The 13,468-nt window shown below is 46.3% G+C and carries 13 protein-coding genes; all 13 read right to left on the bottom strand.

Annotated elements, in window-relative coordinates:
• Positions 1-5: 5 nt before the first annotated feature.
• Positions 6-1,313 carry a flagellar protein export ATPase FliI gene (gene fliI / locus GLV97_RS07875; RefSeq protein WP_160835604.1) on the bottom strand — a complete coding sequence of 436 codons (1,308 nt, stop codon included), beginning with the start codon at positions 1,311-1,313 and terminating at the stop codon, positions 6-8.
• Complete coding sequence (gene fliH / locus GLV97_RS07880) at positions 1,306-2,052, bottom strand: flagellar assembly protein FliH (RefSeq protein ID WP_160889456.1); 747 nt, start codon at positions 2,050-2,052, stop codon at positions 1,306-1,308. Before fliH ends, fliI begins: the two co-directional genes overlap by 8 nt.
• Positions 2,045-3,058, bottom strand: coding sequence for a flagellar motor switch protein FliG (fliG, locus tag GLV97_RS07885; RefSeq protein ID WP_160889457.1), 1,014 nt, complete (start codon positions 3,056-3,058; stop codon positions 2,045-2,047). Before fliG ends, fliH begins: the two co-directional genes overlap by 8 nt.
• A gap of 12 nt (positions 3,059-3,070) precedes the next feature.
• Positions 3,071-4,675 carry a flagellar basal-body MS-ring/collar protein FliF gene (fliF, locus tag GLV97_RS07890; protein ID WP_160889458.1) on the bottom strand — a complete coding sequence of 535 codons (1,605 nt, stop codon included), beginning with the start codon at positions 4,673-4,675 and terminating at the stop codon, positions 3,071-3,073.
• A gap of 62 nt (positions 4,676-4,737) precedes the next feature.
• Positions 4,738-5,040 carry a flagellar hook-basal body complex protein FliE gene (gene fliE / locus GLV97_RS07895; RefSeq protein ID WP_160840803.1) on the bottom strand — a complete coding sequence of 101 codons (303 nt, stop codon included), beginning with the start codon at positions 5,038-5,040 and terminating at the stop codon, positions 4,738-4,740.
• A 28-nt stretch (positions 5,041-5,068) separates the two neighbouring features.
• Entirely contained in the window at positions 5,069-5,521 is a 453-nt protein-coding gene (gene flgC, locus GLV97_RS07900; protein WP_160835600.1) for a flagellar basal body rod protein FlgC, read from the bottom strand.
• Positions 5,522-5,524: 3 nt separating this feature from the next.
• Positions 5,525-5,914: a flagellar basal body rod protein FlgB gene (flgB, locus tag GLV97_RS07905; protein WP_160835599.1), complete on the bottom strand. Its 390-nt coding sequence runs from the start codon at positions 5,912-5,914 to the stop codon at positions 5,525-5,527.
• Between the two features lie 459 nt (positions 5,915-6,373).
• Positions 6,374-7,153, bottom strand: coding sequence for a GTP-sensing pleiotropic transcriptional regulator CodY (gene codY, locus GLV97_RS07910; protein WP_160835598.1), 780 nt, complete (start codon positions 7,151-7,153; stop codon positions 6,374-6,376).
• Positions 7,154-7,179: 26 nt separating this feature from the next.
• A complete protein-coding gene (gene hslU, locus GLV97_RS07915; protein ID WP_160835597.1) occupies positions 7,180-8,577 on the bottom strand; it encodes an HslU--HslV peptidase ATPase subunit in 1,398 nt (465 codons plus the stop codon).
• Between the two features lie 12 nt (positions 8,578-8,589).
• A complete protein-coding gene (gene hslV / locus GLV97_RS07920) occupies positions 8,590-9,135 on the bottom strand; it encodes an ATP-dependent protease subunit HslV (RefSeq protein WP_160840247.1) in 546 nt (181 codons plus the stop codon).
• Between the two features lie 5 nt (positions 9,136-9,140).
• The gene (gene xerC, locus GLV97_RS07925; protein WP_160835595.1) at positions 9,141-10,040 is read right to left on the bottom strand and encodes a tyrosine recombinase XerC; all 900 of its coding nucleotides are present in this window, start codon (positions 10,038-10,040) and stop codon (positions 9,141-9,143) included.
• A gap of 291 nt (positions 10,041-10,331) precedes the next feature.
• Positions 10,332-12,407 (bottom strand): type I DNA topoisomerase, encoded by a 2,076-nt coding sequence (topA, locus tag GLV97_RS07930; RefSeq protein WP_160889459.1) that lies wholly within the window; start codon positions 12,405-12,407, stop codon positions 10,332-10,334.
• Between the two features lie 158 nt (positions 12,408-12,565).
• Positions 12,566-13,447, bottom strand: a complete 882-nt coding sequence (dprA, locus tag GLV97_RS07935) for a DNA-processing protein DprA (protein WP_160840245.1) — start codon at positions 13,445-13,447, stop codon at positions 12,566-12,568.
• Positions 13,448-13,468: the final 21 nt, after the last annotated feature.

Raw genomic sequence — 13,468 nt, forward strand, 5'->3', positions numbered from 1 at the left:
TCCTCCTATTCAAACAGTCCTTTCAAGTCTTGAACCGACCTTTCGTAGCCTGCCGGTTCATACACATCCTGCTTTAAAAACTCGACCAGTCGGGGGTAGTAAGCCATCGATTCATCAATATCACGGCTGGACCCTTTTTTATAGGCACCGATTTGGATCAATTCCCGGTTCTCTTCATAAGTCGCCAAATGGGAGCGGAGTTGTGATGCCGCCCGTGCATGATCCTCTGAAACCATCTGCTTCATCACCCGGCTGATGGATTTCAGGATATTGATTGCAGGAAACCTTCCCTGCTCGGCCAGTTTACGATCAAGAACAAAATGACCGTCCAGAATTCCGCGGACTGTATCAGCAATCGGTTCGTTCAAGTCATCTCCGTCGACAAGGACCGTGTAAAAAGCCGTAATCGTCCCATGAGTGGAAGAACCCGTGCGCTCCAACAGCTTAGGAAGGAGAGCAAAGACAGATGGTGTGTACCCTTTAGTAGTAGGGGGTTCTCCGGTGGCCAAGCCGATTTCACGCTGAGCCATAGCAAATCTTGTTACAGAATCCATCATTAAGTTAACGTTGTAACCAAGGTCCCGGAAATACTCACTGATGGCTGTCGCTGTATAGGCCCCCTTCACCCTCATTAAAGCGGGCTGATCGGAAGTTGCCACAACAACAATCGACCGCCTCAGGCCTTCCTCTTTGAGATCATGCTCAATAAACTCCCGGACTTCCCGGCCTCTTTCTCCTATTAATGCAATCACATTCAAATCAGCAGAACTGTTTCGGGCAATCATTCCCATCAGCGTACTTTTTCCAACACCACTGCCGGCAAAAATGCCGATGCGCTGCCCTTTGCCGACACTCAGGAGGGAATCAACGGCCCGGACACCCACTTGTATCGGCTCTCTTACCGGAGGTCTTGATAAAGGATTGGGAGGTTCCTGTATTGTAGGATATTCTTTCAATCCCCTGGGCAGCCGGCTTCCGTCGAGTGGACGGCCGGAAGCATCCAGAACACTGCCGATCAGCCCCCTGCCTACATGGATCTTCATAGGACCACCGGACGCTTCCACGAGACTTCCGGGACTGATATGGATCACCTCCTGATAAGGCATTAGAAGAATGTTTTCATTATGGAAACCGACCACTTCTGCCTGCATAGGTGCCTGCTCCCGGGCTGGGGAATGAATCATACATACTTCCCCGATGGAAGCCTCCGGACCTTTTGATTCAATCATCAGACCGACGACACGGTGAATTTTTCCGTAGCGTTTATAAGCATCCGTTTGTTGAATTACCTCTTCAAAATATGACTTATTCATCAACAGATGTCCTTTCCGCTGCTTTCATTACAGCTTTACGCAGTTCTGTCAATTGAGTATCGATTCCTGCATCTATAATCCCGAATGGTGATTCGACTCTGCAAGTGAAAGGAGGAAGTTCTCCTTTTGCATAGATGGAGAGGTCCGTTGTGTGACGGACAGCTTCATGTAGTTCTTCTCTCTGCCCCTGTAAAACGGCATACTGGTCCGGGTGCACATAAATCACGATTTCCGGCTGCATCTGCACTTCTTCAATGGCGCCTCTCACCAGCGCAAGGTATGCTTCAGGTTGCTGGGAGAGTTCTGTTTTCATAATTTTCCCTGCACACGTCAGGGCAAGATCCAAAACCACCCGCTCACTTTCCTTCACCTTTTCTTTAAGGACCTCTCCGGCCTGTTCAACTATTTGATTGGCCTGTTGAATCCTGCTTTCAAAGGCCTGTGCGGCTTCCTCGTGTCCCTTATTCGTTCCTTCATCAAAGCCTTTCCGGAAAGCTTCATTCTCCAATGCTTTCCTTTCTTCTTCCCAGGCCTGTTTCACAGCTTCAATTTCAGAAGCCGTTTCTTCCCTCAACTTTTGTTTCCGAGCTTCCAGCTCCATCACTTCCTGATGAAGAGAATGCCTGCGATCTTCCATGTCGTTCTGTATCGTTTCCTGTTCGGGTGAACGTAGATTCCGAACAGGCTTCACTTCCTTAATTTGAATGACTCTTCGTTCGGACTGCGGGTAGTTAGACAATGATGTCATCTCCCCCGCCTCTGGCAATGATGATTTCCCCGATGTCCTCTAAATGTCGAATAGTGGAAACAACCCTCGTTTGAGCCTCTTCAACATCACGCAGACGTACAGGACCCATGAATTCCATTTCTTCTTTAAAAGTCTGGGCCATACGGTCGGACATGTTATTGAAGACAACGTCTTTCACTTCTTCACTGGACACCTTGAGCGCAAGACGCAGATCATCCTGATCAACATCTCTGACTACACGCTGGACAGCCCGGTTATCAAGGGCGACAATATCCTCAAAGACAAACATTCTCTTTTTAATTTCTTCTGCCAGGTTTGGATCCTGTATTTCCAGGGAATCTAAAATGGTGCGTTCTGTACTGCGGTCCACTCCGTTCAGTACCTCAACCACAGCCTGAATGCCGCCCGTTTCTGTATAATCATGGGTAACCGTTGCCGATAATTTCCTCTCAAGGATCTGCTCCACCTGACTGATGATTTCAGGTGATGTTGAATCCATGACAGCAATCCTGCGTGCCACATCACCCTGCAGCTGCTGCGGAAGTTCCGACAAAATCTGCCCGGCCTGCTCAGCATCCAGATAGGATAATACAAGAGCAATGGTTTGAGGGTGTTCATTTTGAATGAAGTTTAAAATCTGCCCCGGATCGGCCCTTCTGGCGAAATCGAACGGCTTCACCTGCAGAGAAGAGGTCAGACGTCCGATGATATTAGACGCTTCTTCAACTCCCAGCGCCTTCTCAAGAATCGTCTTTGCATAGCCGATACCCCCCTGGGATATGTAATCCTGAGCCAGGGCGATCTGATGAAATTGTTCCACAATATCTTCCTTCTTTTTAGCATCTACTGTTTGAACCGAGGAAATCTCTAAAGTGAGCTGCTCAATTTCTTCTTCCGTTAAATGTTTATATACCTGTGCAGCAACATCCGGTCCTAATGATATAAGGAGGACGGCTGCTTTTTGTTTACCTGTTAATGTCTGCTTATTCAAAGCCATCTTCAGACCTCCTTAATCATCCGCAATCCAGGAGCGCAGTAACTTTGCAAAGTCCTCTGGTTTTTCTGCTGCCATTTTTTCAAGCTGTTTCCGCTTTTGGGTCGATTCATCTTCTTTTTCCTTCATTTGCGGAATTTCCGGATATTCTTCAGAAGGCGGGGTTTCCTCCGGATACACATGGAATTCTTCTTCCTTTTCTTTGTTTCCACGCATAAGTCTCCAGATTAAAACGATGATAACCAGCAGCATTCCCCCACCCACGGCGTAGGCCCACAGCGGGAGCCCTGTAGATGGCCCATCGGTTGGAATTTCCATTTGTCCACTGAATTCCTGAAAAACAATCGAAACCTTCTCATCAGTACTTTCCTGCTCATACTCTGCGTTGATGGATGTCATAATCATGGAATCCACGATGGATTGAATACTTTCCTGAACATTTTGCTCTTCAGCAGCCGATAAGTATTCAACACTGCCATCATCATTGACAGACTTTTTATTATCTACAGCAACCTGAATACCGAGGTCACGCACCTTATAAGGACTTTCCTCTATGTTTTTCCTGATGCGGTTGAATTCATTATTGATGGTTTCCTTCTTCATTTCATAATCGCCGTTTCCGGTTTCACCAGCTTCATAATTCGGGATATCCTCGTCCCCGGTCCCGGCTGTACCGCCTTCAGGTACAGCACCGTCTTCGTAAGTTTCTTCAATACGCTCTATACTGACAGGGAGGCCTTCCATCGTTTCCTCATTCACAGGCTCAACCAGTTCTTCCACACGGTTTTCTTTAGTAAAATCAATATCCGCCGTGACAGTCGCAATAACCTTCTGGCCGCCAATCATCATTCCGAGCGTATGCTGAAGCCTTTGCTTGATGTCTTTTTCAATATCCGCCTTGACCTTCTGCTGGTATGTATATATATCTTCCTGTCCAGCCATTTCGGAATTATTATCGAAGTAATTAAAATTCTGGTCCATGATGACGATATTATCCTTAGATAAGTCAGGAACAGACTTCGAAACAAGGTTATAAAGGGTTTCCACCTGATTCGCTTCGAGCTGATATCCAGGCTGGACATCGAGAACGATGGATGCGGAAGCATTTGCCGCTGTATCGGAAGCGAATACCTGCTCTTCAGGCATGTTAATCATCACTTTCGCATTTTCTATCCCTTGGATCCCTGTCATCAGTCCGGCCAGTTCCGTCTGCATCGCATCCAGTTTGATGACATCAAATTCATTATCTGTCATCCCCCATGACAGGTTGCTGCTGAAAAAACTGTAATCTATCGTTCCACTGTTCGGAATGCCCGCAGCTGCCAGATCGACAAGCAGACCTTCCACCTCTGAATCCGGGACCAGAATACTTGTACCTCCCTGATCCAGTTCATAAGGGATGCCGCGGGTATCCAGTTCTGCTTTGATCTGTCCGGACTCCTGCACGGTGATATCCTTGTAGAGAGGCACCATTCCGGAACTGGACCCAAGCACGCTCATCACGACTAAGGCAGCAGCCAGTACAGCACCTGCCCCTATCATGAAGGTCCGCTGTCCTTTGCTTCGACCTTGCCAAAAAGCTGTGATCCGCTCTTTATATAAATGTATTTGCTCTTTCATAACTGCCCCCAAAAAAATTACGATCTAACCGAATCGTATAATGCAAATCTTCCGATGACCTGCTATACCTGCATCCGCATCATTTCTTTGTATGCGTCTATAACCTTGCCCTGCACTTCCACAGCTGTCTGCATTGTAATCCCAGCTTTCTGTGAGGCAATCATGACATCGTGCAGATCATCGATTTCCCCCGCTGCAAGAGCCTTCGTTTTTTCATCCGATTCAACCTGCAGATGGTTCAGCTGGTCAACCGCGTTTTTCAATTGAACAGAAAACGATCGGTGGGCCTCACTTGGAGAACCCCCCTTCTGCAGCTGTGACTGCGCAGGTCCGGATGTCGATTGGAGGGTAGTTAATGGAATCATTTCAGCCATTCATTTCATCTCTCCTTTTTTATCTGCCGATTTCCAAAGCTTTCATCAGCATACTTTTTGAAGCGTTTAAAGATGTCACATTGGCTTCGTATGAACGCGTTGCGCTCATCATATCCACCATTTCCTGCAAAGGGTCCACGTTCGGAACCTGGACATACCCTTCATTACCTGCATCCGGATGAGTTGGATTGTAAACCATCTTGAATGGTTCTTCATCTTCCACAATCTCCGAAGCCTTGACCCCTGTGGTCCGGCTGCTGTTCTCTGATGTTTGCTGCAGAATATGCTTGAATTGCTGGCTGCGGGGCTCCAGGACGACCATTTTCCTTTGGTACGGTTCCCATTCCCCCGCTTCATTAATGGAGGCTCTTGTAGAATCAGCGTTAGCGATATTGGATGATGCCACATCCATACGCAGCCGCTGCGCTGTCAACGCACTGCCGCTTGCATTCATAGCCTGAAAGATACTCATTTATTATCCACCACCTTTTAAAACAGACTGGAGACTTTGAAACTTGCCATTCATGCGTTCCACCAAAGCCTGATATTGAATCTGGTTCTTCGCCAGCTCATTCATCTCTTTATCGATATCCACATTGTTTCCATTGGGGTGATAAGACGTGGCGTGTTTCTTGTATGTAGTAAAAGAGGGATCTGCGTCTGCGTTGAAATCAATATGTCCTGCACGGGTGATTTTCGTTTGAAACGAGGTCTTCTCAGCAAGGATATCTTTAAAAGCCACTCCTTCAGCTTTGTATCCCGGCGTATCTGCGTTGGCAATATTGCTGGATACCGCTCTATTTTTAGCTGCAGAATAATCAAGGGCACCGTGAAGGGAAGTAAACGTATCATTGAACAGGCTCATTTAGCCACCTCTATCCTTTATTCGACAATTTTTCCATTGGGATAACTTTAATTTTAAAAAATTTACTTAAAATTTGTCTATATAATCCTCATCTTTTTTACGAGAGTATTACAAACAGACTTAAAGACCCAATACTTTGAACCTATATAAATAACTTTAAATGGAATTGCAGTCGAATAGACTCTTATAATGAACATTATGGCATAAAAAGGTGTCGAATAGTGTGGATTTCTAATGAAATAAAAAATAATCCACCCAGCAGGAAGAACATGGGATAGAAGAATTTAAAAAGAAAAAAGCTTATAGAGAAACCCTTGTTTCTTTACAAGCTTTTTTCTTCCCGCCAGGATCGAAAGCCAATTCCCTTTCCACGGACGGTGAAAAATAAAAGAGATTGGAAAAGAAAAAGGCTGTCGAGAAAGTCTCGACAGCCTGAGCAAGCTCTCGGCCTGCTTTTTTTTAATTTGTCCGGAGCTTCTGAAGCTCTACTAAGAAATTGTTGTTAAGCACTTTGATATATGTCCCCTTCATACCGAGGGAACGGGACTCGATCACGCCGGCACTTTCCAGTTTACGAAGAGCGTTAACGATTACAGAACGGGTAATCCCTACGCGGTCAGCAATCTTACTTGCAACGAGAAGCCCCTCATTGCCTTCCAGTTCATCAAAGATATGCTCAATGGCTTCCAGTTCACTGTAGGACAGGGAGCTGATGGCCATTTGAACAACCGCTTTGCTTCGCGCTTCCTGTTCGATTTCCTCTGTCTTCTCATGAAGAATCTCCATGCCAACAACCGTTGCCCCATATTCGGCAAGAAGCAGGTCATCATCATTGAAATTTCCGTTTAAACGGCTGAGAATCAATGTCCCCAGGCGTTGTCCGCCTCCGATGATCGGAACGATGGTTGTCAAACCGTTTTCAAACAAATCACGGTTCTCAATAGGGAAGGCAGTATATTCACTGTCGATGTCAATATCAGCTGTCGTTTCCTGAATATTGAACAGACTCTGTGTATACTCCTGAGGGAATTGACGATCGGATAGCATGGCCTTCATACGCTCATTCTCAATTTCCTGATTAATGGCAAAGCCGAGCAGCTTTCCGCGGCGGCTTAATACGAATGTGTTCGCTTCAATAACATCACGCATCGTTGCGGACATATCATTGAAGTCGACGGACTTTCCTGTTGTTTTCTGCAGCATTGCGTTGATCTTACGTGCACGATCTAGTAGTTTCATGTGCATTTCCTCCTTGTTGATCTCTCTTACAAAATGAATCGGCTGAGATCTTTGTTTTTAACAATTGATGATAATTTACTGTCTACATACTGCGGTGTAATCTCGATGGTTTCCATCATGACATCCGGAGCTTCAAACGATAGATCCTCAAGCAGTTTCTCAAGAATGGTATGAAGTCTGCGGGCGCCGATATTATCTGTTTCCTGATTCACTTCATGAGCGATTTCTGCGAGTCTGGTAACAGCATCGTCAGAAAATTCAACCTTTATACCTTCAATTTCAAGTAAAGCTATATATTGTTTTAAAAGCGCATTGGACGGCTCCATTAATATACGCTTGAAATCTGCAACACTGAGCTTATTGAGTTCCACGCGGATCGGAAAGCGGCCTTGGAGTTCAGGAATCAGGTCAGAGGGTTTGGCCATATGAAAGGCCCCGGCTGCTATGAAGAGAATATGATCTGTCGCTACAGGTCCATATTTCGTTACAATCGTAGAACCTTCTACAATCGGAAGAATATCACGCTGTACACCTTCTCTGGAGACGTTCCCCTGATTTTCTCCCTTAGCTGCGACTTTATCAATCTCATCAATAAAGATCATGCCGGACTGCTCTACTTTATAAACCGCTTCCTGTCCGACTTCATCCATATCCACAAGCTTCCCTGCTTCTTCCTGGGTCAATACCTTCCGGGCTTCTGATACAGCCAGACGGCGCTTTTTCTTTTTCTTCGGCATGAACTGACTGAATGCATCCTGCATGTTCATCCCCATCTGTTCCATACCTGACCCTTGGAGCATATCAAACATTGAGGACTGGGACTCTTCCACCTCCACCGTCACCATGCGGTCCTCCAGTTCCCCCATATCCAGCTGATGGCGGATGCGGCTCCGTTTGGTTTCGATTTCGGCTTCTTCCTGAGACTCATCCGTTTGGTTGTCCTGTTGACCGTTCTGGTTGAACAGCATTTCGAAAGGATTCTTAAAATTATTGTTCTGCTTCTTCTTAGATGGAACGAGGAGCTTTACAAGTCTTTTATTCGCCTGTTCTTCTGCACGGTCCTTGACGGCTTCCATCTTCTCTTCCTTAACCATACGGACAGCCATCTCTACGAGGTCACGAACCATGGATTCAACGTCACGGCCGACATAGCCGACTTCCGTGAATTTAGTAGCCTCTACTTTTACGAAAGGAGCGCCTGTAAGTTTGGCCAGCCTGCGGGCAATTTCTGTTTTACCTACGCCTGTCGGGCCCATCATCAGAATGTTCTTAGGAACAATTTCATCCTTCAGCTCATCGGTCAGCTGCATACGGCGGTAACGGTTCCTAAGCGCAATGGCCACAGAGCGCTTGGCACTGTCCTGTCCAATAATGTATTGATCCAGTTTTTCAACAATTTGTTTAGGGGTTAACTCTATAGACATCCCTGGCCCTCCTTATTCAAGAACTTCCAAAACAATCTGATCATTCGTAAACACACAGATTTCGCCGGCAATTTCAAGTGCAGCCCTGGCGATATCCGGAGCGGACTGGTCCGGGGAGTACCTTTTCAATGCGCGGCCGGCACTAAGAGCAAAATTGCCGCCGGATCCAATTGCCAGTATACCGTCATCTGGTTCAATGACTTCCCCTGTTCCGGAAACGAGAAACATTTTTTCCTTATCCATCACAATCAGCATAGCTTCAAGCTTCCTTAACACCTGGTCACTGCGCCACTCCTTGGCCAGTTCCACAGAAGCTCTTGCCAGATTACCGTCGTAGCTTTCCAGCTTGCCTTCAAACTTCTCAAAGAGTGTAAAAGCATCTGCTACAGATCCAGCGAAACCAGCGAGCACCTGATCGTTAAACAGTCTTCTTACTTTCTTTGCTGTATGCTTCATGACTACCTGATTTCCTAATGTCACTTGTCCGTCCCCGCTCATGGCTGATTTTCCATTATGCTGGACGGCGAAAATTGTCGTTGCGTGAAATTGCTGATCCATGTGATTCACCTCTTATTCGCTCTTGGATGGCTGTTCATATATACATTTCTCAGTCGATCCTTGGTTACATGCGTATAAATCTGCGTAGAGGATAGATGTTCATGGCCGAGCAGTTCCTGTACGGACCTCATATCGGCCCCCTCATTCAGCATATGTGTAGCAAATGTATGCCGGAGTTTATGAGGGTGGACGTCCACAGTTAACGCAGCTTCCTTCACCATTTTATTTAAAATCAATCGAATTCCATCAGCCGTCAGCGGTCCCCCGCGGGCATTGAGAAACAATGTTTTGACCGGCTCCTTTTGTTTAGCCGATAAAATCAGGCGGCCGTCTTCCATATACTTTCGAAGTGCTGTTGAAGCTGATCTTCCAAACGGAACGTACCGCTCCTTTCTCCCTTTCCCGAGCACCAGAGCTGTATTCAGGGAAAAATCCAGATCCCCCGTTTTCAACTGGACACATTCACTCACACGAATTCCTGTTCCATACAACAATTCGAGCAGGGCCTGATTTCTTTGACCGAGTGGATCTGTCAGATCACTGACTTGAAAAAGCTGATCCAGCTCCTGTTCATAAAAGAAATTAGGAATGGGGGCTTCCGCCTTAGGAAGAGACACATTGGCAAACGGATTGCTGTCCAGCCACTTCTCCCTTTCCAAGTACCTGAAAAAGCTGCGGAGACTGGACACTTTTCTGGACACAGTCTTTCTCGCGTAGCCCGCCTCATACTGCCTCGTCAAAAACACCCGGACAGTGGAGTAATCACAGCTTTCAATGGCTGTGCCTTCTGCCGTAAGAAAGGCATAGAATTCATCAATATCCCTGGCGTAATGTTTGATCGTCAAAGGGGAAGCATTCTTTTCAATCTGAAGATATTCCATAAAAGATTCTTTAAAGGACTGCATGAGTCTCTTCACCTCACAAAGGCGATTAAATTTTATCACACCATTGAACACATAAACAATGGATTTAATTAAAATGTAACAAAATTCTGAATTGTTTCCAAGTCTAAACAATTATTTGGAAATGATTACAGCCTATCCAGCTGGAATCCGCTCACAGTTACCTGCGCTGTCAAGTATGTAGCCTTACCAAAGCGTAATTATAGCGTCCAACTGCACCCGTGTCAATTAAAATAATTGGAAAGAGCCTATAACTAAAAGGATAGTCATAGGCTCTTCAAAATATAACAGGACTCAGGCCTGCGGCTCTTCTTTATAATCACAGCTGGTACATTGAATCTGGGTGCCCTTCTTGACTTTCTTCTCTACAAGCAGTGATTCACATTTCGGACATGGACGGCTGATCGGTTTATCCCAGGAAATGAAGTCGCAGTCCGGATAATTTTCACATCCAAAGAACTTACGGTTCTTCTTACTCTTCCTTTCTACTACTTCTCCGTCCTTACACTTCGGACAAGTCACTCCGACCTTTTTCAAAATCGGCTTTGTATTCCGGCAGTCCGGGAAGTTGGAGCAGGCGAGAAACTTTCCGTAGCGCCCCATCTTATAAACCATCTCATGGCCGCATTTCTCACAATCAATGCCGGCGGGCTCATCTTTAATTTCCACTTCTTCCATTTCTTTCTCGGCTTTTTCCAATCTGGGCTGGAAACCTTCATAGAAATGGCTGATGATGTTGACCCATTCCTCTTTCCCTTCTTCGATCGCATCCAGGTCATCTTCCATTTCCTTTGTGAATGCAGCGTCAATGATTTCCGGGAAATACTCTCTCAGCTGATCCAGGACGATCTCGCCAAGTTCAGTAGGAACAAAGCGTTTATTGTCCAAAGCCACGTATCCACGGCGCTGGATCGTGTCCAGGGTGGGTGCATAGGTGGAAGGACGTCCAATCCCCAGTTCCTCCAGAGTTTTGACCAGGCGCGCTTCGGTGTAGCGTGGAGGCGGCTGCGTAAAGTGCTGGTTCGGTTTGATCTCCTCTGCTTTAACGGTCATACCTTCCTCAAGATGAGGGAGCAGCTTATCCTTTTCCTTCTTGTTGTCATCATTGCCTTCTACGTAGACTTTCATGAAACCTTTGAACTTGACCTCAGAGCCCGTTGCACGGAACTCCACTCCTTCATTAGTCATATGCACCGTCATCGTGTCAAGGACGGCTGGTGCCATCTGACTGGCAATAAAACGGTCCCAGATCAGTTTGTAAAGGCGGTACTGGTCTCTGGACAGGATACTCTTCATCGCTTTAGGATCTCTGTCAGCTCCTGTCGGGCGGATTGCCTCGTGGGCATCCTGGGCCCCTTCCTGCTTTTTAGCAGTTTTACCGGCACCTAGAAACTCTTTACCGAAATTGTTCTCCACGTATTGTTTCGCATCATCCTTTGCGGAATTGGAAAGCCGCGTAGAGTCGGTACGCATATACGTAATCAAACCGGTGATTCCCTGTTTACCGCCGAGGTCAATCCCTTCATAAAGCTGCTGAGCAATCATCATTGTCTTCTTTGCTCTGAAGTTGAGTTTCCTCGCTGCTTCCTGCTGGAGAGAGGATGTTGTAAAAGGCAGCGAAGGATTCCGGCGTCTTTCCCGCTTATTTACTTTGTCTACAGTAAAGTCTTTTCCGTTGAGACGGGATTGGACCGCTTCAACATCCTGCTGCGTTTTCAGCTCCTGCTTTTTCCCATCCACTCCGTAAAAGGATCCTTCGAAGGGCTCTTTATCCTTCAGGAAATCAGCTTCAATCGTCCAGTATTCTTCCGGCTGGAATTTTTTAATCTCATTTTCACGGTCAATAATGATTTTCACAGCAACAGATTGGACGCGTCCGGCACTCAGCCCTTTTTTAACTTTTTTCCATAGAATCGGACTGATATTGTACCCGACAAGCCGGTCGAGGATCCGCCTGGCCTGCTGTGCGTCCACCAGGTCGGAATCGATGCTCCGCGGCTGTTTAAAGGAATCTTTGATTGCTTCTTTTGTAATTTCATTAAATACGACACGGCATTTGGACTTGTCATCAATGTCCAGACTGTGGGCCAGGTGCCAGGCAATGGCTTCCCCTTCACGGTCGGGGTCGGCTGCGAGGTAGACTTTCTTGGCCTTCTTAGCGGCCGTCTTCAACTCTTTTAAAACAGGGCCCTTGCCTCGTATCGTAATATACTTTGGTTCAAATTCATGCTCGACATCCACACCCATTTGACTCTTTGGAAGGTCACGGACATGCCCGAGGGAAGCTTTAACTTTATATTTTTTTCCAAGATATCGTTCGATTGTTTTTGCTTTTGCAGGTGATTCCACTATTACAAGATAATCTGCCATACAGGTTCCTCCCATAGAGGTGTTTTCTCTATAAATTTTACATAAAATAAATCTTCCCTATTATTAAATACAATGAAACCGTTTGTCAAACGCGTCTTCTCTCTTTAACAGGGAATAACGACCAATTCTTCTTAGTACTGTACCACCTTTGTCATCGATTATTCAAATTTTTCAAACCAGTCCTCGGCTATATCATGATACGTATGAACAAGCTTGGCCCCTTCATTAATAAGGTGGTGGCACCCTTCACTCGTAAGGCTTCCCGCCGGTCCGGGAAGGGCGTACACACTCCTCCCCTGTTCCAGAGCCTGGTCGACGGTAATCATCGTTCCGCTTTTCATTTTCGCTTCAATAACAAATGTGGCCGGGCTCAAACCGGATATGAGCCGGTTCCGTTCAGGAAAGTGATATTTCTTCGGCGGCATATGGGGAGGGTATTCACTAATGACTATATGATGATCAGTCATCTGTTTATACAGGGAAAGGTTGTTGGAAGGGTAAATATGCTCGAAACCTGATCCAAGCACGGCTGCTGTCTTTCCTCCATTTTGAACCGCAAGCGTATGCGCATATTGATCGATCCCGTAAGCCATTCCACTGACGATCAGGGCCCCATGGTGGATGAGTGGACGGAGCACCTTTTTCATAGCGGGATACGCATAGGAGGACGGCTTTCTTGTGCCGATGACGCTGAGGGAAAAAGGGGCGGAGAGTATGTCTGGGTCACCTTCGATATACAATACGAGAGGAGGGTCGGGAATGGTCCGGAGCATAGATGGATAACATTCATCAAACCACGTGAATATTGTATATCGTCGAAGATTATTGTCGAGTTTCTTCATTATATTAGGGTCTTTCAGCCTTTGATAAACCATGCGGGAAGTGCGGATGGGGATTTGAGTTAGAAGAGCGAATTGTTCCGGGGAAAGATGGGTGAGGAAATCAAGATCCGGGTCAGATATTAACAACTTTCTTAATCGTGCTCGGCTTAAAACCGAAAGGCTGTGAAGGCCGATCAGTCTGGTTCGTTTAGAGTTCATACAGCACCTCGTTTATGATAG

Source organism: Halobacillus litoralis (assembly GCF_009856355.1).
GTDB lineage: Bacteria > Bacillota > Bacilli > Bacillales > Halobacillaceae > Halobacillus > Halobacillus litoralis_B.